Source organism: Psychrobacter raelei (genome assembly GCF_022631235.3).
Lineage (GTDB): Bacteria > Pseudomonadota > Gammaproteobacteria > Pseudomonadales > Moraxellaceae > Psychrobacter > Psychrobacter raelei.
In genome coordinates this window covers 71,787-93,697 of the sequence record NZ_CP093310.2, presented here as the reverse complement: position 1 = coordinate 93,697, position 21,911 = coordinate 71,787, and the positions used below count along the sequence as shown (strand labels likewise).

The following is a 21,911-nucleotide window of genomic DNA, read 5'->3' as shown; positions in this document are numbered from 1 at the left end:
ATCTTACAAAAGATGTGGCTTGTTTTAGGTTATCAAGTGTAAAACTACGTTTAACATTGGCAAGTTAAACAGTACCTAGGTTACCATTTGCCCCGTCAACCACTGCTCAAAGTCAGTGATTTGTGTTATCCAGCTTGACTCTGAGCCTGCCGCTGGCTGCTGTTTTAAGTCATTCAATCTAGATGTGACGGCATCAACAGTGTATTTTGCACCTGTCAGTGCCTGCTTTAGCGCCTCAATCAGCTCAACATTGAGGGCATCTGAGAAAATCACCACCTCTGTCATGATCGCCTGCGCCACCTCTAAGTGCAGATCAATGATGCCCCACTCAAAGCGGGTCTCGATATGGTGATTAAATTGTGGGGTTTTGCCAAAGCGCCAGTCCCAGTCGGCCATCTGCTCATAGTATCTATTAAGATGAGGCTCCTGCTTTAAGGAATCCTCATCTAATTCCTCAATCTCTACGGTTTTGCCATAGTAATCACAAAACGCCTCAATGATCGCCTGTGATAGTGACTCGTGAGTGATGCTGTCATTAAACTCTACCAAATTTGCCACTCGAGAGCGGACCGACTTGATGCCTTTGGCTTGCAGCTTTAACGGATGCGGATTAAGGTAATCGCCAAGCTTTTGCATATTGGCATTGACCAGTAGTGTGCCATGGTGAAAGCTGCGGTCAGTGGCATGCTTAAAGGCACTGCCTGAGATTTTACGATCGCCCACTTGCATATCATTGCGCCCCGATAAGCTGGCCTCAATACCCAATTTTTTTAGTGCATTGATTATGATGTCAAAGTTGGCCTGCTGATCATAGCCGTCTTTGGGTGATAAAAAAGTGAAGTTGGTATTGCCCAAATCATGGAAGACAGCCCCGCCCCCGCTTTGACGGCGCGCTAAATACACCCCATCCTCTGCCATTTTATCGGTTTTGCACTCCACCCAAGGGTTTTGTGAGCGGCCGATAACCACAGTTTCGCTATTGCGCCATAAAAACAGGGTGTGTGAATGGGCATCTAGCTCTTGGAATATCCAATCTTCGGTGGCCAAGTTAAACCACGGATTGGTCACAGAGGATTTTAAAATACGAAGTTTAATGGGCAAGGTCACAATGCCCTCCTTAAGGGGTCGACGACGAGAAGTCTTGTTGAAGGATATAGGCCATATTACGCTCAGCAAGCCCAGTAATAAAGACATAAGGGTTAACCCCAGCACTGCCAGGAATAAGCGCCCCGTCTTGTACATAAATATTGCGATGGCCTTTGACACGGCCCAATTCATCTGTGGCCTTGCCAAGCACACAGCCACCTAAGGGATGATAGCAGAAGTCATCCCCAAAACCTTGGTTAAACAGTAAGCTTGATACCCGCCCGCCATTCGCCTGAGCCAATTTTTCAATCAGCTCTTTTGCGGCATTCACTGAATACTCATTTTGTGAGCGTTTCCAATTAAGTTTTACGCTTTGCGAGGCTTTATCATAATAATAATGACCACGCTCTGGGTTATCGGTAATTGCCAAGTACAAGGTGGTCCAAGTCTCAAGACCCAACGGCAGCGGTGCCAATTCGGCAAATATCTTGTACTTTGATCCGCCTCTATCACCATCCCACATGTTGATCCCTTTAACCGGAATGGTGGACTGAATCTTACCTGCAGCATGTACAAAATTGCGGCCGGTCATGATATTACCATTGGGCCCCCAATGCTGCCCAATGTGCTCATTAAGCTGAGTCAATTTACCCTGAGCTTGGCTCTTTAGCAGCAGCTCTGAGGTGCCGGTACTGCCGGCATTCAAAAACAATTTATCGCAGGTGTAATATTCTATGGCATCAATGCCGCCGGTTTTATTGAGTACCTGCACCTCAAGTCTTAGCTGATGGTTATCAAGTGCTTGAATGCTATTAACTTTACGTAGGGTTTTGACACTGACATTACCGGTAGCTTCTGCCTGTTTAAGATAGGTCAAATCCAAAGAGTACTTGCCTGCATTATTGCCATAGATCACCTCACCGCCTAAAGCCGATGGGTACACCTCCCCTTTTGCCTCTTTTTGCATATAGTCAAAGTCATAACTATTGCCAAAAAACTCCGTAGTTAGCCCCGCTTTATCAGCCTGACGCTCAGCGGCGCGCGTATATTCATAGTGCTCAGAGTTATTAAAAAAGTCTTCGGGAATTTTACTGACCTTTAAGGTCTTCATGGCACGCGGAAAAAAAGTGTCATACATTTCATTGGCATCAATCCAAGGAAAGGTCTGCTCAAAATGTGACCGTCTAGGCTCAATAGCAATCGCTCCATTGACAATCGAGCCGCCGCCATAGGCCCGACCTGCAAACACCTTCATGTCATCATACTCAATCAAATCGAGCACCCCAGGATATTTTTTAATAGGAATGGGGATGGGAATGGGGGCATTGGGCCAATGACTAAACCAGCTGGAGCGCTCATCAGCGGTAATCATTTTACAAAAGGTATCATGGTTGGGGCTTCTATCCCAGCGCATACCCATCTCAAGGATAAGTACCTTGTGGCCTTGCTCACTCAGGCGCAGCGCCGATACCGCGCCACCATAGCCACTGCCCACAATGATATTACTAAAATGTCCAGCTTGAACTTGAGGCGCCGATAGTGGCTGAGCAGTTTTTGCCAAAGTCTGGCAACCACTTAAAGTAGCCGAAGCACCCAGACCTAACCCCATGGATTGAATAAATTTACGTCGTTTCATTAAATTGCCCCCTTTTTATTTTTACTCATAACCACAGTGTAACAAGATTTACTTACTGTATTTTATAGCAAACGTAGTTTTAGCTAACCTAAAGTATCCGGTAATAAGAACCATAAAATCTATGTAAACTATGGCTGTTGGCACACCAAGGGCATCTATGTTAATGAACAGCCATACCCTAAAAATCAGCTCATAGTGCCAAAAAATCAGCCGCGACCGTCATAAATTGCGCTAAAATACCCCGTTACCCCACTGTTGCCAGAGCACATCATGACGCTTTTTGTCCCAGAGTTTAAAACAGATCCTTTTTTTAATCTTGAAGATAACTGGGCTCAAACTGCCCCCAATGAGCTTACCCACTATTATGACCAAGGCCAAGGCGTCCCCCTGCTATTGATGCATGGCTCAGGTATGGGAACTTCAGCAGCCGTTACTTGGTGGCAGAACCTCCCTTTCATCAGCCAATATGCCCGCTGTATTGCCTTTGACTTTATTGGCTATGGCGAGACGCTGAGCGCAGCCAATACTTCGCCCGATACCGCTTACGGCATTCGTCAATGGGGTGAGCATACCCTACGCTTGATGGATGCGCTGCATATCGAAAAAGCTTGGCTTGCCGGCAGCTCGCTGGGCGGCTGGGTGGCACTGCAATTGGCCATTGATCATCCTGAGCGGGTTTGCGGGGTAATATCTATCGGGACAGGCGGTGCAAAGAAGCCAAAACCCGATACCCGTGCAGCACAGCCTAAACCCAAGGGGCCGCTATCCGCCGAGCTTATCTTGCAAGACTTACAAAAAAATATTCGTAATGACGCCATAATCAGTGACACCTTAGTCAATCTGCGCTATCAAGCGGCGCTAAAAGAGGCCAAGCTCGGTCTGCGCCCCTACCTTATGGCAGCGCGTGATCGGGACCGGGAAGTCTTACCACTGGATTTAGACGCATTGGCTCAGCTGTCTCTACCGGTGCTTTTGGTGCATGGCCGAGACGATAAGGTTGTACCTGTCGCGCGGAGCCTTGAGCTGCTTGAGGCGATTACAACTGCCGATGCCCATTTTTATAAAGGCGCCGGTCACTGGCCCCATATTGGCCGTGCCGATGAATTTAATGGCCTAATGCGTGATTATCTGGCAGCACATCACTTCCCATCACTTAATAACTAAGTCAGCACATAAGCCGCTCATTTTTTGCTATTTATCACTTAAATAGGCTGTTTATCACTTAAATAGGCTATTTATCACTTAAATGGATAGGAGCGAAAAGGGCGGCAAAATCTCAGTTTTTTTAATCGGTATGCCCCTACCGATAGTGCTCATTGTCATCACAGCGTCACATCACTGTATTACGCTTAGGCAGTATCGGCAGTAGGCGGGTTATCCGGTAGCAGATCATATATTGACTGTGAAAAAAATCTAAAAATATTTGCTATTTTGTATTGTTTTCTATACAACTCATCTATAGACTTGCGCGTTCTAAAATCAAACCCTCGAACCACCTTCTTGTTAGACCTCTATACGCGATAACTCCTTAATTTTGAGCGTTACAATCTTCGCCACAGTGACGTGGCACCCTTATTTATTAGCTTATTTATCCCACTGCAGGTGACTTAAGTGGCCTACATTAAATGTAGATTCCTCAATCCAGCAGTTGGCTTTGAAGAGATTTTTATATGAAAAAACACGTCGTTATTTTTGAGGCCCGTGGCGGCTCTGACAAAAGCAAATATGGCTATCGCCGTGATACTTACCCTATTATTGAGTCCTTAAAAGCCCGCGGCTGGAGCGCCGAGGTTATTTTTTATAGTGATGAAAATCGTGGTGAAATCTATCGCTATACCATTGATAAAGCCGATGCTTATGTGAGCCGAATTAATCCAGGCAACCTCAAAGATGAAACCGGTTATTTTCAAATGCTACGTGAATTGGTGCATCAGGGAGTCAAAGGCTTACCGCATCCTGATGTGATGATTAATTATGGCGCAAAAAATGTGGTTGAGCGTCTAAAAGGCACCTCTTTGGTTCCAGAAGATGTGTACTGCTATTATGACTATGATGCACTAAAGCACCAATTCCCCCAGACTTTGGCACGGGGTGAGCGTGTGCTAAAGCAAAACCGCGGCTCAACCGGTGAAGGCATTTGGCGCGTGCAGTTAAAAGACCCAAAAAAATACAAAGACTTGGCAGAGATCCCTGAAGATGCGCTGTTAAAGCTCACCGAAGCTCGGGATAATCATACTGAAGAAAAAACCTTGGGTGAATTCATCGAGTTTTGTTATCAGTATTTAGAGGGCGACAGTGGTCTAATCTTGGACATGCCCTTTTTACCGCGCATCAAAGAGGGAGAGATTCGTGTCCTGATGCTGCGTGATAAAGCGGTCTCTATCGTGCACAAAAAACCGGATCAATCTGCCGATGCCTTCTCCGCCACTTTATTCTCAGGCGCCACCTATCGTTATGATAAGCCTGAGCAGTGGCAGGAAATGGTAGATACGGTGGAGTCGAGCATTCCCATGCTACAGTCACGCTTAGGTGGTTATGCTTTACCGCTGCTGTGGACTGCTGACTTTATTCTTGATACAGATGCCGAGGGCAAAGACGTCTATGTACTGGGGGAAATTAACTCCTCTTGTGTCGGTTTTAGCACCCATTTAGAGCTATCGGAGAATATTGCGGATGAGATTATGAATTTGATTGAAGCTGAAAGTGTGATCAACAGCCGCTTCCCAGCCTTTACCATCTAATCACTCCCACCCTTTATTTCTAAAAGGCCGTTACTCTCAGTAGCGGTCTTTTTTTGTGTCCGATTTTGTAATTTATGAAGCATAACTTCATTTAAAAATGGTTAAATAAATATTAAATTAACAGTGTGAAGTTTTGTTTCTGTTGTTTATAAAAGTTTACCAACCGCTATTTGCGCCAATTTTCTATGTTAAACTGCCTTTTGCTACTGGTTTTTTTCTAAATTTATGACCATTGTTATCATTAAATATGACCATTGTTATCATTAAAATTAAGGGACAGCTATGAACAATAACTTTAAAAAGAAGAACTTAATATTGTTTGCGGGGGCGGCCAGCGTTTTATCCGCTTGCGCCACTCAGAGCACACCGCAAGGCTCATATAATACGCTGCAATCTGCTGATATGATTGTGACTAATGCCAAAGTGGCCGTCATGGATGACAAGCGCACTACGGCTGAAGCCATTGCCGTAAAAGACGGTAAAGTGCTGCGTACCGGTAGCGCTGCTGAGATTTTACGTCTAAGAGATGCGCATACTCAAGTTATTGATGGTCATGGCAGAACCTTAATCCCTGGTCTAAACGACTCTCACCTACATATTACTCGTGGCGGCCGTTTTTATAACTCTGAGCTACGCTGGGATGGGGTGACCTCATTAAAAGAAGCACTGCGTATGCTAAAAGAGCAAGCAGAGCGTACGCCTAAGGGACAATGGGTTCGAGTTATTGGGGGCTGGTCACCGTATCAATTCGAAGAAAAGCGAATGCCAACCATTGAAGAGATCAATGAAGCCACGGGTGATACACCTGCTTTCGTCTTATATTTATACAGCCGAGGCTGGCTGAACAAAGCGGGTATGAAGGCGTTAAATATCGACCGCAATACGCAACCACCAAATAATGACAGCCGCTATGAAAAAGATGCCAACGGTGATCCAACTGGGGTGCTATTGGCAGAACCGAATGCGATGATTCTATATCAGGTGATCGGTAAAATGCCACAGCTGTCTGAAGAAGAGATGATCAACTCTACCAAGCACTTTCATCATGAGTTAAACCGCTTTGGTCTGACCAGTGCCATTGATGCAGGCGGCGGTGGTCATACTTTCCCAGATGACTATGAAGCGTCAAAAGCATTGGCCACCAGTGGTGATTCGTCGTTACGCATCTCTTACTATTTGTTCCCACAAAAAGCAGGTGAAGAAAAACAAGCCTTTGAAAAATGGATGGTCAATAATAAAGCATCTGTGAATGAAGATATCGCCCACGACCATGGCTATGAGTTAAAAGGTGGCGGGGAATATATGACGTGGGCCGCTGGAGACTTTGAAAACTTCTTAGCCGATAAGCCGTTGATTAAAGACAATAAAGGCTGGCGTGAAGCCACCAAAGAAATCATCCAAATGCATGTTGATAAAGGCTGGCCATTTAGACAGCATTCTACTTATGGCGAGAATACCAAGCTGATCGTTGATTTGGTTGATGAGATTGACCGTGAAAATAACGGCAAAATCAAAAATGAGATGCGCTGGGCAATTGACCATGGCGAGACCATTACTGACGACACCCTACGTGAAATCAAGCGCTTGAATGGTGGTGTTTCGGTACAAGACCGCATGGCGTATGCAGGCGAGTATTTTGTTGAGCGTTATGGTGCACAAGCGGCTAAGACTACCCCGCCATTTAAGAAAATCTATGACATGGGCATTCCATTAGGCTCAGGAACAGATGGGACTCGCGTCGCCAGTTATAACCCATGGATATCTCTATATTGGATGACGACAGGTAAGACAGTCGGTGGCATGAAGCTGTATGACAAAGACAACCTATTAGACAGAGACGATGCGCTAGAGGTATACACCAGTGGCAGTGCTTGGTTCTCAAATGAAGAGGACGTCAAAGGCAGCCTAGAACCGGGTAAATATGCAGATTTCGTTCTGCTCTCTGACGATTACTTTACAGTACCAGAAGAAAAAATTAAGGGTATTGAGTCGGTATTAACTGTGGTAGGTGGCAAAATAGCATATGGCGCTGGCGAATATAATAAATTAGATCCGCAGTTACCAGCAGTCATTCCTAGCTGGTCTCCTGTTAAATACTATGGCGGCTATCACAATGCGCAGAAGCCTGTGGCTAAGTAGCAGATAACCCTCCAATTGATGACTAAAGTCGGTCTACCGCGTAGGCCGATTTTTAGCTCGTCACATTGAACTTGCACGAGAGAAATCAAATGCCGTATTTAATAGAATCAATTGACCTTATTGCTAAGATAGTTGAGTTTATCGGCGTCATGATCATGTTTATTGGGCTGATATTGGCTTTTTATAAGGCAGCCATCTCTTCGAACAAGTTCAGTCATGACACTTATCTAGGCGTTCGTCAAGGGGTGGGTAAATCCATCTTATTGGGCTTAGAGGTGCTTATTGCCGCTGATATTATGGCCACTGTGGTTACCGAACCAACCTTGCGCAGTGTGGTGGTATTAGGGGTGATTGTCATCATTCGCACCTTTTTGAGCCTGTCTTTACAAGTAGAATTAGAAGGCCGCTTTCCTTGGCAACATAAAAACACCCCGCAAGATAAAGAGTAGCGTAGGCTACTCTCCCCCATAGCTTGGTTTCATTAGTTGATTTTAATAGTCATAATCGCAACTAAGCCTCCACCTAATAGCGATCTACACTATTGATGCTGACTTTATCATCGCTAATGCGTAGGCTCGGGTCGGCTTTAGCAGTATTTGTTACGATTTCACCACGTTGACACAACGCTGTAGGTCTTAATAACTCTCGCTAAATTTGTTATGTTAGTAGAAGTGATAAATGGCAAAAAGAGCCACTTATTACTAACCGCTTGTCGTCATACTTATCATAGGTATCACTTTATCACAGGCATCACAGCCACTTTTATGATAAATACGTCACAAGCTCACTATTATTTAACGCTTATAAGCTTATCTAAGGCCTTATAAGTGAAGCTTAAAAAACTTCGGCTAAGGAATAGCCCAACACGACTCACAGAAGAGTACGCAGTTAGCCACCTTACCTATCAATGACTTAATACTATAAAAAAGTTAATAACTAGAAAAGGAAGCCATCATGAGTGATATTTTTAACGTCAAAGACAGCTTAACTGTCGCTGGCAAAGACCATGCCTACTATAGCCTACCCAAACTGGCTGAAAAATACCCCAATATTAACCGTCTGCCTTACAGCATGAAAGTGGTGTTAGAGAACCTGCTGCGCAATGAAGATGGTGGACAGTCTGTGGGTGAGAACCATATTGAAGCAGTCGCCAACTGGGACGCAGGCGCTGAGGCCTCAAAAGAGATTGCCTTTATGCCGGCGCGTGTAGTGCTACAAGACTTTACGGGCGTGCCCTCTGTTGTAGACTTGGCAGCCATGCGTGATGCGGTCGTCAAGCTTGGCGGTAAAGCTGATCAAATCAACCCTTTTATTCCCAGTGAACTGGTCGTTGACCATTCGGTACAAGTCGATGTCTACGGCCGTGAAGACTCATTGGATTTAAACGAGAAAATCGAATTTAAACGCAACAATGAGCGCTATGAGTTTTTGCACTGGGGCAAAAACGCCTTTGAAAACTTCGTAGTTGTCCCACCAGCCACCGGTATCGTGCACCAAGTTAACCTTGAGTATTTAGCACGTGTGGTGATGGCCAGTGAACAAAACGGTGAGCTCACCGCTTATCCAGATACCGTCTTTGGTACCGATAGCCACACCACTATGATTAACGGTATTGGCGTGCTGGGCTGGGGTGTGGGCGGTATTGAGGCGGAAGCTGCGATGCTCGGACAGCCCTCCTCTATGCTGATCCCGCAAGTGGTTGGCTTTGAGATGACAGGCAAGCTACAAGAAGGGGTTACCGCCACTGACTTGGTACTGCGTGTGGTCGAAATGCTGCGGGCACATGGTGTGGTTGGTAAATTCGTTGAGTTCTATGGCGAGGGCTTACACAGCATGCCGCTGGCGGATCGTGCAACGATTGCCAACATGGCGCCAGAGTACGGTGCCACTTGTGGTATCTTCCCTATTGACCAGATGGCCATTGACTATCTGCGCCTATCGGGCCGTGATGAAGCACAAATTGAGCTGGTAGAGCAGTATGCTAAAGCGCAAGGATTGTGGCACGATGCCGATACCCCAGCGGCCACTTACTCAAGTAACCTACATCTAGACTTATCTACTGTACAGCCTGCACTGGCCGGTCCAAACCTACCACAGCAGCGCATCAACTTGGCAGATATGCATCAAAAATTTGGCGAAACGCTGCATACCATGACAAAAGATCGCGCCTCAGAAAAAGAAGGCAAAGTACGCTTTGATGAAGAAGGCGGTGAGCAAGAGCAGGCTGAGCGTCTGTCTGCCAAACCGAAGGTGTTCTCAAGCATTGATATCGATAACAAGACTCATCAGCTACATGATGGCTCCTTGGTTATCGCTGCCATTACCTCTTGTACCAACACCTCAAACCCTGCGGTTATGATTGGTGCTGGTCTGGTGGCCAAAAAGGCAGCGGCCAAAGGTCTAAAAGCCAAGCCTTGGGTAAAAACCTCTTTGGCTCCAGGCTCAAAAGTGGTCACTGATTATCTAGAAAAAACCAAACTGATGGATGAGCTTGAAAAAACCGGCTTCTACTTAGTCGGCTATGGTTGTACCACCTGTATCGGTAACTCAGGCCCACTTTTAGAAGCGGTTGAAAAAGGCATTGAAGAGAACAACCTAGTGGCCGCTGCCGTGTTATCGGGTAACCGTAACTTTGAGGGTCGTATCCACTCGCATGTCAAAGCCAGCTATTTGGCTTCTCCACCGTTAGTAGTGGCTTACGCCCTAGCAGGTACGGTTGATATTGACTTGACCACACAGCCTCTAGGTCAAGACCAAGAAGGCAATGATGTGTTCTTAAAAGACATCTGGCCGACCTCAGCTGAGATTAACGAGCTGATTGCCAATAACATTGATGCTGAGATGTTCCGCAAGAACTATGGCGAAGTATTTAACGGTAGTGAGGCTTGGAACGCCATAAGCTCAGCCGATAGTCAGCTATATCCTTGGAGCGATGAGTCAACCTACATCAAGAACCCACCGTTCTTCGAGGACATGACCATGGAGCCTGAAGGCATTAAAGACATCACAGGCGCGCGTATTTTGGGTCTGTTTGGCAACTCAATCACCACAGACCACATCTCACCTGCGGGCAATATCGATCCTAATTCACCAGCGGGTAAATACTTACAACAGCGCGGCGTACTGCAAGCAGACTTCAACAGCTATGGTTCACGCCGTGGTAATGATGCGGTCATGACTCGAGGTACTTTTGCCAATATCCGTATCAAAAACAAAATGATGGGCGGTAAAGAAGGCGGCTACACTTATTACTTCAGCGGTGATAAAGCCACCTTAGAGCAGGGTGAAGAGATGGCCATCTATGATGCGGCGATGAAGTACAAAGAGGACAAACGTCCTTTGGTGGTCTTAGGTGGTGAAGAATACGGGTCAGGCTCTAGCCGTGACTGGGCTGCTAAAGGTACTATTTTGCTTGGGGTAAAAGCAGTATTGACCAGCTCATTTGAGCGTATTCACCGCTCAAACCTAGTGGGTATGGGTGTGCTGCCTTTAACCTTCAAAAAAGGCGAAAATGCAGACACTTATAACTTAGATGGCTCAGAGGTGCTCAGCATCACAGGGCTTGAAAATGGTGAAAGCAGAACCGCCACCGTTACTGCCACACGCGCTGATGGTAGCTCTGAGAGCTTTGAAGTCAATGTGATGCTGCAGACGCCAAAAGAGCGTGAATATGTGCGTCATGGCGGTGTATTACACTATGTACTGCGTCAACTGGCAGCAGAAAACCAAGCTTAATGGCTTAACCTTGTACTGATCTTAGTGTGAATAAAAATGCCCGGCCAATTGGTCGGGCATTTTTATTTAGCGATCAATAGGAAATACTTTGTCATAAGCAATGTTATAAAAAAAGGCATAAACCAAATAAAATAGTGCCATTGCGATATCCATAATGAAGGCCTCCCATAAGGTGATACCCAAATACCAAGCAATGATCGGCATAAACAATAACAACAGTCCGCCCTCAAACAACAGCGCATGTAAGATGCGAATAAGGAGGGTTTTGTGGACACTGCCGCGCAGCTTAACCATGGCATTATCGAATAATATGTTATAAAAGTAGTTCCAAACTGTGGCAACAATAGAGGCCGCCACAGCGATAACCCCCATGGTATGCAGCTCATAGCCAAACACCCAGCTCCCCAAAGGGGCAAACAGCATCAGCCCTAGAATCTCAAAGCCTAGGGCATGACGGATTCTGTCGTTTCTGCTACGCATTTTTTGTTCAGGTTGTACCGCACTTGTCATTCTTATCCTTTATGGCGCATCATTTTATTCTAAAAACTTTTGGGTTAAGCCGACAGCAGCTTATGGTTGAGAGTAGTTGCAATTGATAGTATCAGTCGTCTTTGTTAAATAAAGGGGTCCAGCGATTAATCACATACAGCATCAGCGGCCAAAAACAGGTATTGATAATATCATGGATACTGGCTGCCAAAATATCGCCCGATAGATTGGGATAACTGTGCCTTAAGTCCAAAAACTCACCCATCAGTGCAAACGCTATGGCCACAAGCAGTGCTAGCTTCAGCCTAGTGCGGTGATACCTGACCCATTTTCGGGTCAGCATCAAGGTTATTAAAAACACGCCGATCCCCACATAGATATGCAGCGCATCTCTCTCAAGTCCGGTAAGCTCAATCACTTTTATTTTAAATTGTTGAAAATCGATCACGTTATCGTCCAAAAGTTGCCTCACTTTTGCCAAGCTCTCTTTATAGCGCAAAAGTCTTCTTCAAGACTCGGCCAGTTGCCCTATGGCCTTGAAGGGGAATAATAATGAAGTCGATTAGTATAAGGCAGCGACCCACAAGATGGGTTATGATTTGTTGGGATTTTCTATGTCGGCAAGTAAGCTTGATAGCTAAGTATTTTATACCAGTATTTTTATACAAAAAAATACCCACTGCCGTAAAGCCGATGGGTATTTTGCTATTTTTCTAGTTTGTGGCTGTTTTTTTAGCTGCTGTCTTTTTAGCTGCGAGCCTGATTGCTATTGGCCTTGTTATTGGAATTGTCATGTTGCCAGTTGGTTAGATGTTCCATTCAACGAAGTTTTTTAGCAGTTGTAGCCCATCATTGTGGCTTTTTTCTGGGTGAAACTGGGTCGCAAACAGATTGTCTTTTAACACGCTGGCACAAAACGGCTGACCATAATCACACACCGCCGCCACCACAGAGTTATCTTCTGGGGCGCAGTAATAGCTGTGTACGAAATAAAAATGCGCATGCTCATCAATACCTTGCCACAGCGGATGACTCAAATCCATGCCTTCAATGGTATTCCAGCCCATATGAGGAATCTTGATGGTCTCGCCTTTGGGATCAATCCAGCTAGGGTCAAACTGTTTTACCTGACCTTGCAGGATATCCAAACACTCGGTATGTTCAAACTCAAGCGACTCCGTAAACAGCGCTTGCATGCCGACACAAATTGCCATCACCGGCTTATTAAAGGCCGCTTCTTTGACCACCTCATCAATCCCTTGCTCACGCATCTGTGCCATACAGTCGCGCATTGCCCCTACGCCTGGAAAGACGATTTTGTCTGCTGCACGGATGATGTTTGGATCATTGGTAATAGATACCTCAGCCCCCACCGCAGCCAACGCTTTGCTGGCAGAGTGGAGGTTGCCCATGCCATAGTCTAACAATGCAATTTTGGTCATATAGTTACAATGCCTCTTTGGTAGAAGGTAGCGTGTTTAGCGCACGCTCATCATACTCACAAGCCATACGCAGCGCACGAGCAAAGGCCTTAAAAGTACACTCAATCTGGTGATGGCTATTTTTACCCTTAAGGTTGTCTAAGTGCACTGTCATCCACGCATGGTTAACAAAGCCAAAAAAGAATTCGCTGAATAAATCCACATCAAAATTACCAACGTGCGAGCGGGTAAAAGGAATGTCCATGTGCAGCCCTGGACGACCAGAAATATCTACCACCGCACGGGTTAATGACTCATCTAATGGCGCATAAAAGTGGCCATAACGACGAATGCCCTTTTTGTCGCCCAACGCTTTGGCAAAAGCGTGACCCAAAGTAATGCCGGTGTCCTCGACGCTGTGGTGATCATCAATGTAAGTATCGCCTTTACAGGTGATGTCTAAGTCAAATAGACCATGACGCTTGATTTGGTCTAGCATATGGTCCAAAAATGGCACACCAGTATCGATTTTACCTTGGCCTGTCCCATCAAGATTGACAGTGACGCTGACTTGAGTCTCAGCGGTATTACGCTCAACACTGGCTATACGATTCGGACGGTTGGCTGGGTTTGGATGGATTTCAGTAGTCATGGCAAATAGGCTCACTAATAAAATAATAACGAAGAAACAGTCGCCAAATAGCGTCAGGGAATATAGGATATCTTGATGATAGCAAACGCCTTACCTTTAAACCATAGCAAAACTCTATTTGGCCCATACCCATAAGTAATGTTTGCTAAAATAGCCTTATAGATAAAGGCCCAATGAAGATCTTTATCAAAATCAAACCCTTTATTTCTTAATTTGACTAACCTTTGGATGACTGACATGCCACTAGAAGCCGTTGCGATTAACTCCTTTGATGCACCTTTAATGCGTGAAACCAAGCATGACGGCGAGCTGCGCGAGCGTATTGCCAAGCTATATGAAGCACAAAATGCCAATTTGGGCGATTTAGCAGACAGCGAAGCGGTCATGACTTTATTCGAAAAAGCCTTTAAGCACGGCAATGTGATGTATGTCGGCATGTTTAATGACAAGCCAATTGCCGTGGTCGGCTGCTTTGATGATGGTCAGACCGACACCAAGCGTCTGCAGTATCTGGCACTGCACCCTGAAAATATTAATCGCGGCATTGATGCAAAATTCATTAAATTGGTTTATGATAAGGAAACCAAAAAAGGGGTGCGTCAATTTATGCCCGCCGACACTCAAATTCATAAAATTATGACTGAATATGAGCTAATTCGGGTAAAATCATAAATAAATCGCTTTTTTTTGATATATTTCAAATTATTTATCAAAAAAGGGTTGACAGACCATCGAATATTTAGTTTAATAGCGACCTCATAAAGACGGCTCGATAGCTCAGTTGGTAGAGCAAAGGATTGAAAATCCTTGTGTCGGCAGTTCGATTCTGCCTCGAGCCACCATCTTTATACCGAATACTGCTTTACAGCATAATTAACCCTCAAGCTACTTAGTTTGGGGGTTTTTTTATGGTCAAATGCTTATCTGAGGGCTATACTCTTAAGATACTTGTCACCACAGTGGTGTCTTATGTCACAATTTGACTATAGCCTAGATTACATAAACTTAGACTTACGCAAGCATCCGGAGCTGTACCGTATCGGACGCGGTGAGCAAGGCGTGCTGCTGGTTGAGCCTTACAAATCTGAGATTTTGCCGCACTGGCGCTTTGCCACGCCCGAGGTGGCACTTAAAAGCAGTGATAAAATTTATCAGATGTTTTTAGAGTATCTCGATAACGAGGATTTTGTCGGTGCCGATATGGCGCGCAAGTTTTTGCAGATGGGCTACACCCGAGCCCGACGTTATGCCAATCATAAGGGCGGCAAAAAATACAAAGGCCCAGTTCCTGACGATAAAAAAGGCCAAAGCGGCTCTCATGGACGCGAAGAGCTACCTCGCCAGCCCGAAGACCCCATCAAAGCTGAGTCCGCCCGTATCTTCAAGCACAAGTGGGACTTATGCCGTAGCAACGATACCTACCTTGCTCTAAAAAAAGCGCATAAACAACACTACGAAAAATAGGGATAGCCATCAGTGGCCCCTTAGATTGAGATGATTATGACTATGACCGCAAAAAAGCTGCTTATTTTTGATTTTGACGGCACCTTAATTGATAGCGTGCCTGATTTGGCCGAAGCTACCAATACCATGCTTACCCGTCTTAATAAAACGCCCTATCCTGTCGATATGATTCGCAACTGGGTGGGTAATGGCTCACGTATGCTAGTAAAACGTGCACTGGTAGGCGCTATAGAGGTCGCTGAGGGTCAATTAACCTCAACTGAGGTAGACCATGCCGAATCGGTATTCTTCGATGCCTATGCGCAAATTAGCGGCCAAAACACCGTTGCCTATCCCCATGTCGATAGCGGACTAAAGCAACTCAAGCAGGCCGGCTTTACGTTGGCGCTGGTGACCAATAAGCCCATTCAGTTTGTGCCTAAGATTTTGCAATCCTTTGGCTGGCAGTCCCTGTTTGAGCAAGTACTGGGCGGTGACAGCTTACCGGTCAAAAAGCCCGACCCCGCCCCGCTGTTGCATGTGTGTGAAACCTTAGATATCTCCCCTGAGCAAGCGGTGATGATTGGCGACTCAAAAAATGATATTTTGGCCGGCCAAAACGCCAATATGGATACGCTTGGGCTATCTTACGGGTATAATTACGGCCAAGATATTCGAAGTCTTAATCCCACCGAAGCTTTTGATGACTTTCAAAGCTTGGTGGACTGGCTTATTAAGCATGGCGCATAGCGCTGTGCTGCTTGTTTGTATTTTAACGCTTGTGCTATAGAGCGCTTAGCCGCTGCTATTTTTTGTAATTATTGATACTTAAGGCCCTGATGATGCATAGACCCCCTGCCGATTTATTAGAAAAAGCCAACCACTGGCGTGAAGACATCGCGTTTACTCAAGAGGTGCTGGGCGCACCGATGCACTTCACCACCACTTGGGGTATTTTCTCCCCTGAAAAACTAGATGCCGGCAGCCTGATGCTACTGGACCATATCGACTTCCAAAGCGATGATGATTCTATTGACTTAGGCTGCGGCTATGGCGTGCTCGGCATGACAGCGGCGCGTGAGTGTCCACAAGGTCAGCATACCTTAATTGACAAAGACTTTATGGCCGTAGAATATGCACGCCGTAACTGTCAAAACAATGGCCTGAGCAATGTCGATGTACATTTATCAAATGGCTTTAATCATGTAGATCCCAATAAAGACTTCAGCTTAGTGATGTCTAACTTGCCGGCCAAGGTGGGCAAAGAGCAGCACTATTTATACCTATTAGATGCTTATAGCAAGATGCGCACCGGTGGCCGCTTCTACGTGGTGACCATCAATGGACTGCGTCAGTTTATGAAGCGTGCTTTTACTGAAGTTTTTGGCAATGCCGATAAAGTAAAACAAGGCAAAACCTATACCATCACTCGCGCCATTAAAGAGTAACTAGCACTTAATGCTGCTTAATGCCCGTTTATCCCACGCCGTTATCGTCTAAGCTAACTGCCCTAGATACTAGATAACTACAATAGATCAGCACCATAAAAAAGCCCCTCTAAAAAAATTAGAAGGGCTTTTTTATTACCAACTGTTTTATGGTCAACGCTATTCACACTGTTAGGGCAACTCGTCCCCTTTAGCCTTGACGTCGAATTAAATAAAAACCCAACAGTCCACTACCGATAATGGGCAACAGTACCATTAACAATGGCGGTGCGCCGGTGGCCAAGGACACGAAGCTGGTCAAGTCTTGAATATAGCTAAACAGCAGGCCAAAAATAATTGCCACCACAATACGCAAGCCTAAGCTGTGTGTACGCAGCGAGCCAAATACGAATGAGCAGGCCACGATCACCAAGGATAACACTGAAAAAGGTGACAATAGCTTCTGCCAAAACGCCACCTCATGCTCCAGTGATCGTGTGCCTTGTGAGGCGTTAAAGCGCTTGTGCTCATACAGCTGAGTCAATGACAAATCTTCGGCACGGCGGGTCAGCAGATACACCGAGCTTGGTGAGATGGGCAGGTTAATAACATCTGTCGACTCAGCTTGCTTGGCCACCAAAGGCTGGCTCGTGAGCGCCATTGCTTGTCCTGACTGATCGCTATCCACTGAGGTAGCCTGCGTGTCCGTTAGCTGTGCTGCTGGCTGATTGCCTAAGGTATCTGACTCTAAAATAGCTGCCTTATCGGCCACCTTTAAGGTGGTGACATTATCCAGCTGCCATTGGTAATTGGCCAAAGAATCTGATTGATCTTGCGCCGCTACCACCGGCTTGTCTTGACCCTGTTGCAGACTAGGCACATAAGTGCCACCCGTGGCCTTAGAGACAGCGGTTAAGTTATTGTCCGCATCTAAGTGCCAGCGCTTGACCTCACCGATATTGCCATTGGCATCGGCATAGTCAATAAAGATAATATTGTGCGCCTGCTCGCTGGCTAAGCCCTCTTTATTATCCGTAGTGCTGCCCGCTTCAGTGGGTGCATTTTGTAGTGTCCAGTATCCATTAACTGACGCCAATAAAGCAGTATCTGGCTTACGGATTTGACTCGCTTTGACATTGCTTTGTGGCAATATAAACTGGTTAATCAGCAGCGCTAAAATCACAAAGATAAAAGCCGGCTGCAGCACCCACCCCACAATGCGATAAATGCTTAATCCTGCCGCACGCATGACGATCAGCTCAGAGTTATTGGCCAACAAGCCCAGTCCCACCACTGCCCCAAGTAGGGCACCTGTGGGCATAAACTGCTGCAAAAAGTAAGGCGATCGATAAAAGATATAAGTTAAGGCATCAACATAAGTATACGCATCAGAGATGTCTTCAAGCTCTGCTAAATAAGCAAACACCATCTGCAATGCCCACAAGCCTAGTACGGCAAATAGCATGGCAAACAGGGCGTTTTTTTTGACATAGCGCGAGATAATCCGGCCTGAACGGATGTCTTTTGACGCATCGGAGTGGTCAGTGTGCCTAGGTTTCATGACCGGCCTCCTTGATTGATATCAGGATTAGAAGAATGATTTGTCTGACTTTGTAGCGCCCGTTGGCCGAGTCTAAAGCGTACCCTGTGATGGATACGACTGGCCCAGTTAAGATAAAGTGCCAACACAATAAAGCCAATTAATACCAGCGGATAACTCAGCACAGACAAGGTGCCCTTGGTAATGGCGTTTTTAAGAGAAATAATCACCAACACGCAGCTGGTAAATATCAAAATTGCCGGCAACAGTCGCAGCCAGCGCCCTTGTCTGGGTCTTACTTGAGCTAGGGGCACAGCCAGCATAGGCGCTAGAATAATTAGCCAAGGCAGTGCCAAACGGTAGCCCAATTCTGCTTGGGCGGATAAGATTTGCTGTGGCTCAGGCTCAGTGCTGCCATCTGCTTTGGTAGCCACCTTTTGCCCAGTGGCCGCTTTCCATAGGGCAGGTACCGATTGGGTAGTCACGTTCTCTTCTGTCAAAACATCGGCAGGCGGTTGATTGATACTGATGCGATAACGCTCAAAACCAATTTGGCTATACACCAAGCTATCTGCGCCTACTTCATAACGTCGACCTTGAAACAGATCAAGTTGTGTCTTGCCGCTCTCTTCACTGCCCTTGACCTGAACGGCGCGTTTGGCCAACACGATAATATCGCGATCGTCATCGGCCGTGATTGCAGGCTTTGCTGCCGGTTTATCTTGCGAGGCAGCGACAGGGTTGGTGACGGCGGTAATGGCTTTGTCTTTATCAATCGAGGAGACGGACTGATTGGCGGAGTTTGAGCCCTCAAGCTCTTGCTGGCCTAAGCGCACCGCAGGGGCGTTGGTGGTCGCCTCCGGTACCGTAGCGCCAGGCTTTACCGATTTGGCGGCATCTTTGGCCGTTTGGATTAATATCACATCCTGCAGCTCGGTTTTGTTGTCATTCATGCTGCCGACATACAAATGGTAGTCATCGCTATTGATAAAGGTCTGCGGACGAATAAGGTCAAAGGCACTGCTTAAAGACTGCTGCTGCCAAATACTCTCAGAGTTTTTTACCCCCCAAGGCTTACCATAAAGAGACAGCCCTGCTTCTAACACGAATAACACCAAAATCAGCGGAATCATTAATCGTGCCAGACGGCCGCGTGAGATACCACTGCCGTTGAGTACCGCCATTTCGTGGTCTACATACAGCCGCCCAAATACCAACATTAAGCCAATAAAAAAGGACAGTGGCAATACCAGTTCTAAGAAGTAGGGCAAGTTGTAGCCAATAATAGAAAACAATAGCCCCACATCCAAGCGCCCTTCAGCAGCAATACCGAAGTAACGGATCATTCTTCCGCCTAGCAGTAAAACCACTAAAAACCCCAACACCAAGGCGGTAGTTGAGGCAACTTGTCGGGTCATATATCGGCGTAAAATCACAGGCAAACTCAAATTATTGAAGAAAGATAAATTACAGGGATGAACCAAATCAAGCACAGCTTGCATCAAGTACTGACATGATAGCTATATTCCAGGGCTCAATACCGCTTGATTACATAGGCTATACAGCAAAGCTGTGTTCGCTTATCTTTTAGAAATCAGTCCCTAATAACTGACACGTATTATAATCGTAAGCACTATCGCGATGATAGTGATATTGAGTGTAAGATAGCCCTCATATCCTAGCATGTTTCTGTCAATAATAGGGTTGCCAATAACCGGTCAACTTGATTTACCGTAAAAATAGATAGCCTAGATAAGCGTGCCCAATAAGTGCTAAGGCCCACAACTTAGGCCAATATGTTAAACTATTGCTTAAAGCAAAGCGGCTTATAGCCGACTGCGCCGCGCCTGCTCAGGATATAATAATAACCGCATAACTGCTGTCGCAAATGGCAGGCGATATTCAATAACAAATAGACTTTCATTTTTATAAACACATAGGAATTATCATGAGCTTAAGTATTTCAGTCAGCAAAACCTTGCCAAAGCTTACAACAAAAAAACTACTAAAAAAATCAGCCCCAGAAGCGGTTCAAAGCCACTGCTTAGCAGTGTTGGTAGATGATGATGCCAATCTAATTGGTAGCTTCAAAGGCTTAGAAGCTTATAAGCCCCGTATTGAAGCTTTAATTGCAGCTTCTAACTTTAAAGGCAAGTTGGGCGAAACTGTGGCAGATTTTGCCTTAGCCGCAGACGCCAAAAAGACACCTTTGCAGCTGCTGTTAGTGGGTATTGGTAACCCAGATAAATTCAGCTCAACCTCTATTAAAAAAATTGCCAGTGCACTGTATAAAAACACCCAAAGCCGAGTCACTGACTTAGCCATTGCCATCGGTGATGACTTAGCGGATGACAGCCTACATCAACTGGTACTTGAGCTGCTAAACGCAAGCTATCGCTTTGATAAATACAAATCAGAACAAACAGACGCTGCGTTAAATCAAATCACTTTAGTCTCAAGCAGTGTGGCTCAAGCAGATGTAGATTACGCCGCGGCAGTTCACAGCGGTCAATCATTAGCTCGTGATGTGGCCAATGAGCCTGGCAACGTCTGTTTCCCAGAATACATGGCTGATCAAGCCCGTGCTTTGGCCAAAGCCTACCCTGAATTATTACAAGTCACTGTGCTTGGCGAAAGCGAAATGCAAGAGCTTGGCATGAACTGCTTCTTGTCAGTATCACGTGGCTCAGCACGCGAAGGTCAATTGGTTATCCTTGAATATAAAGGTCAAGCCAATGCAGCACCTACCAATACCACCTCAAGCCTAGCCGATACTTTGGCCAATAACATCAAGGCTGTGGCCGATAAATTACCCAAAAAATCTGCCAAAACCAAAGCCGCCAAAGTGGCTGCAGATGACGTTGTAGAAGAGCATTTCGATGCCCCTATCGTCTTAGTGGGTAAAGGCGTGACCTTTGACTCAGGCGGTATCTCTATTAAGCCTGGTGCGGCAATGGATGAGATGAAATTTGATATGGGCGGTTCAGCGTCTGTATTGGGCACCATCAAAGCCCTATGTGAAGCCCGCCTGCCAATCAATGTCGTGGGCGCGCTGGCTTGTGCCGAAAACATGCCTTCAGGGGAGGCGACTCGCCCAGGCGACATCGTTAAAGCCATGAACGGTATGAACGTTGAAATCTTAAACACCGATGCCGAAGGCCGCTTGGTACTGGCAGATACCTTATGCTATGTACAGCGCTATAACCCACGTGCCATCATTGATGTGGCCACCTTAACTGGTGCTTGTGTGGTGGCATTGGGTCACGTACGCTCAGCGGTATTTAGTAATAACGAAGATGTGCTATTTGATTTAGAAAACGCCAGTGAACAATCAGGCGATCTTATCTGGCACATGCCTATGGATGATGAGTATCAAACCCAGCTTGACTCGCCCATCGCTGATATTCAAAACATCGGTGGCCGTGATGGCGGCGCCATTACCGCTGCTTGCTTCTTATCACGCTTCGTAAAAGAAGACCAAGCGTGGGCGCATTTAGACATCGCTGGTACCGCTTGGGTTTCAGGCAAAGAAAAAGCGGCAACAGGCCGTCCGGTACCGCTATTCATGCAGTACCTAAAAAACCTAGCTCAATAATCAAAGC

General features: G+C 46.0%; 18 protein-coding genes and 1 tRNA gene. 11 read left to right on the top strand and 8 right to left on the bottom strand.

What is annotated here, in order from left to right; all coding sequences use genetic code 11:
* Positions 1 to 75 precede the first annotated feature (75 nt).
* Positions 76 to 1,095, bottom strand: a complete 1,020-nt coding sequence (gene lplA / locus MN210_RS00390) for a lipoate--protein ligase (protein ID WP_041773394.1) — start codon at positions 1,093 to 1,095, stop codon at positions 76 to 78.
* Positions 1,096 to 1,117: 22 nt separating this feature from the next.
* On the bottom strand, positions 1,118 to 2,722 hold the full coding sequence (locus tag MN210_RS00385; protein WP_110815887.1) for a GMC oxidoreductase: 1,605 nt from the start codon (positions 2,720 to 2,722) through the stop codon (positions 1,118 to 1,120).
* A 270-nt stretch (positions 2,723 to 2,992) separates the two neighbouring features.
* Between MN210_RS00385 and MN210_RS00380 the strand changes: the two genes are divergently transcribed.
* From MN210_RS00380 to acnA, 5 genes are all read left to right on the top strand, one after another.
* Entirely contained in the window at positions 2,993 to 3,886 is an 894-nt protein-coding gene (locus MN210_RS00380; protein ID WP_338412359.1) for an alpha/beta fold hydrolase, read from the top strand.
* Positions 3,887 to 4,392: 506 nt separating this feature from the next.
* Positions 4,393 to 5,463 (top strand): Cj0069 family protein, encoded by a 1,071-nt coding sequence (locus tag MN210_RS00375; protein WP_011959363.1) that lies wholly within the window; start codon positions 4,393 to 4,395, stop codon positions 5,461 to 5,463.
* Positions 5,464 to 5,745: 282 nt separating this feature from the next.
* The gene (locus MN210_RS00370; protein WP_338412358.1) at positions 5,746 to 7,602 is read left to right on the top strand and encodes an amidohydrolase; all 1,857 of its coding nucleotides are present in this window, start codon (positions 5,746 to 5,748) and stop codon (positions 7,600 to 7,602) included.
* Positions 7,603 to 7,691: 89 nt separating this feature from the next.
* The gene (locus MN210_RS00365; RefSeq protein WP_011959361.1) at positions 7,692 to 8,051 is read left to right on the top strand and encodes a DUF1622 domain-containing protein; all 360 of its coding nucleotides are present in this window, start codon (positions 7,692 to 7,694) and stop codon (positions 8,049 to 8,051) included.
* A 505-nt stretch (positions 8,052 to 8,556) separates the two neighbouring features.
* The gene (gene acnA, locus MN210_RS00360) at positions 8,557 to 11,337 is read left to right on the top strand and encodes an aconitate hydratase AcnA (RefSeq protein ID WP_338412357.1); all 2,781 of its coding nucleotides are present in this window, start codon (positions 8,557 to 8,559) and stop codon (positions 11,335 to 11,337) included.
* A 66-nt stretch (positions 11,338 to 11,403) separates the two neighbouring features.
* On the opposite strand, the gene MN210_RS00355 is transcribed toward acnA, so the two are convergent.
* The 4 genes from MN210_RS00355 to hisB form a co-directional block, all read right to left on the bottom strand.
* The gene (locus MN210_RS00355; RefSeq protein ID WP_011959359.1) at positions 11,404 to 11,847 is read right to left on the bottom strand and encodes a PACE efflux transporter; all 444 of its coding nucleotides are present in this window, start codon (positions 11,845 to 11,847) and stop codon (positions 11,404 to 11,406) included.
* Between the two features lie 91 nt (positions 11,848 to 11,938).
* Positions 11,939 to 12,274, bottom strand: a complete 336-nt coding sequence (locus tag MN210_RS00350) for a hypothetical protein (protein WP_227535337.1) — start codon at positions 12,272 to 12,274, stop codon at positions 11,939 to 11,941.
* A 358-nt stretch (positions 12,275 to 12,632) separates the two neighbouring features.
* The gene (gene hisH / locus MN210_RS00345; RefSeq protein ID WP_011959357.1) at positions 12,633 to 13,268 is read right to left on the bottom strand and encodes an imidazole glycerol phosphate synthase subunit HisH; all 636 of its coding nucleotides are present in this window, start codon (positions 13,266 to 13,268) and stop codon (positions 12,633 to 12,635) included.
* Between the two features lie 4 nt (positions 13,269 to 13,272).
* Entirely contained in the window at positions 13,273 to 13,899 is a 627-nt protein-coding gene (gene hisB, locus MN210_RS00340) for an imidazoleglycerol-phosphate dehydratase HisB (protein WP_241878852.1), read from the bottom strand.
* Between the two features lie 237 nt (positions 13,900 to 14,136).
* On the opposite strand from hisB, the gene MN210_RS00335 reads away from it, so the two are divergent.
* The 5 genes from MN210_RS00335 to MN210_RS00315 all read left to right on the top strand — a co-directional run bounded on the left by MN210_RS00335 (position 14,137) and on the right by MN210_RS00315 (position 16,790).
* Positions 14,137 to 14,571 (top strand): hypothetical protein, encoded by a 435-nt coding sequence (locus tag MN210_RS00335; RefSeq protein WP_241878851.1) that lies wholly within the window; start codon positions 14,137 to 14,139, stop codon positions 14,569 to 14,571.
* Between the two features lie 94 nt (positions 14,572 to 14,665).
* Positions 14,666 to 14,741 (top strand) — tRNA-Phe (locus tag MN210_RS00330).
* 127 nt (positions 14,742 to 14,868) lie between these two features.
* On the top strand, positions 14,869 to 15,363 hold the full coding sequence (locus tag MN210_RS00325; RefSeq protein WP_110815881.1) for a DUF4385 domain-containing protein: 495 nt from the start codon (positions 14,869 to 14,871) through the stop codon (positions 15,361 to 15,363).
* Positions 15,364 to 15,399: 36 nt separating this feature from the next.
* Entirely contained in the window at positions 15,400 to 16,092 is a 693-nt protein-coding gene (locus MN210_RS00320) for a phosphoglycolate phosphatase (RefSeq protein ID WP_413775362.1), read from the top strand.
* An 89-nt stretch (positions 16,093 to 16,181) separates the two neighbouring features.
* Entirely contained in the window at positions 16,182 to 16,790 is a 609-nt protein-coding gene (locus MN210_RS00315; protein ID WP_011959352.1) for a class I SAM-dependent methyltransferase, read from the top strand.
* Between the two features lie 190 nt (positions 16,791 to 16,980).
* On the opposite strand, the gene MN210_RS00310 is transcribed toward MN210_RS00315, so the two are convergent.
* Positions 16,981 to 18,330, bottom strand: coding sequence for an LptF/LptG family permease (locus MN210_RS00310; protein WP_338412356.1), 1,350 nt, complete (start codon positions 18,328 to 18,330; stop codon positions 16,981 to 16,983).
* Positions 18,327 to 19,727: an LptF/LptG family permease gene (locus tag MN210_RS00305; protein ID WP_338412355.1), complete on the bottom strand. Its 1,401-nt coding sequence runs from the start codon at positions 19,725 to 19,727 to the stop codon at positions 18,327 to 18,329. The genes MN210_RS00310 and MN210_RS00305 overlap by 4 nt, the downstream gene beginning before the upstream one ends.
* A 530-nt stretch (positions 19,728 to 20,257) precedes the next feature.
* Between MN210_RS00305 and MN210_RS00300 the strand changes: the two genes are divergently transcribed.
* On the top strand, positions 20,258 to 21,904 hold the full coding sequence (locus MN210_RS00300; RefSeq protein WP_110815878.1) for a leucyl aminopeptidase: 1,647 nt from the start codon (positions 20,258 to 20,260) through the stop codon (positions 21,902 to 21,904).
* Positions 21,905 to 21,911 lie beyond the last annotated feature (7 nt).

Bases quoted from the DNA above. Each gene is read 5' to 3' on its own strand.
- hisH (WP_011959357.1), bottom strand. From the start codon at position 13,268: ATGACCAAAATTGCATTGTTAGACTATGGCATGGGCAACCTCCACTCT.
- MN210_RS00305 (WP_338412355.1), bottom strand. From the start codon at position 19,727: ATGACCCGACAAGTTGCCTCAACTACCGCCTTGGTGTTGGGGTTTTTA.
- MN210_RS00385 (WP_110815887.1), bottom strand. From the start codon at position 2,722: ATGAAACGACGTAAATTTATTCAATCCATGGGGTTAGGTCTGGGTGCT.
- MN210_RS00335 (WP_241878851.1), top strand. From the start codon at position 14,137: ATGCCACTAGAAGCCGTTGCGATTAACTCCTTTGATGCACCTTTAATG.
- MN210_RS00315 (WP_011959352.1), top strand. From the start codon at position 16,182: ATGATGCATAGACCCCCTGCCGATTTATTAGAAAAAGCCAACCACTGG.
- MN210_RS00380 (WP_338412359.1), top strand. From the start codon at position 2,993: ATGACGCTTTTTGTCCCAGAGTTTAAAACAGATCCTTTTTTTAATCTT.
- MN210_RS00325 (WP_110815881.1), top strand. From the start codon at position 14,869: ATGTCACAATTTGACTATAGCCTAGATTACATAAACTTAGACTTACGC.
- MN210_RS00370 (WP_338412358.1), top strand. From the start codon at position 5,746: ATGAACAATAACTTTAAAAAGAAGAACTTAATATTGTTTGCGGGGGCG.
- MN210_RS00355 (WP_011959359.1), bottom strand. From the start codon at position 11,847: ATGACAAGTGCGGTACAACCTGAACAAAAAATGCGTAGCAGAAACGAC.
- hisB (WP_241878852.1), bottom strand. From the start codon at position 13,899: ATGACTACTGAAATCCATCCAAACCCAGCCAACCGTCCGAATCGTATA.
- acnA (WP_338412357.1), top strand. From the start codon at position 8,557: ATGAGTGATATTTTTAACGTCAAAGACAGCTTAACTGTCGCTGGCAAA.
- MN210_RS00300 (WP_110815878.1), top strand. From the start codon at position 20,258: ATGAGCTTAAGTATTTCAGTCAGCAAAACCTTGCCAAAGCTTACAACA.
- MN210_RS00375 (WP_011959363.1), top strand. From the start codon at position 4,393: ATGAAAAAACACGTCGTTATTTTTGAGGCCCGTGGCGGCTCTGACAAA.
- MN210_RS00310 (WP_338412356.1), bottom strand. From the start codon at position 18,330: ATGAAACCTAGGCACACTGACCACTCCGATGCGTCAAAAGACATCCGT.
- MN210_RS00320 (WP_413775362.1), top strand. From the start codon at position 15,400: ATGACTATGACCGCAAAAAAGCTGCTTATTTTTGATTTTGACGGCACC.
- MN210_RS00365 (WP_011959361.1), top strand. From the start codon at position 7,692: ATGCCGTATTTAATAGAATCAATTGACCTTATTGCTAAGATAGTTGAG.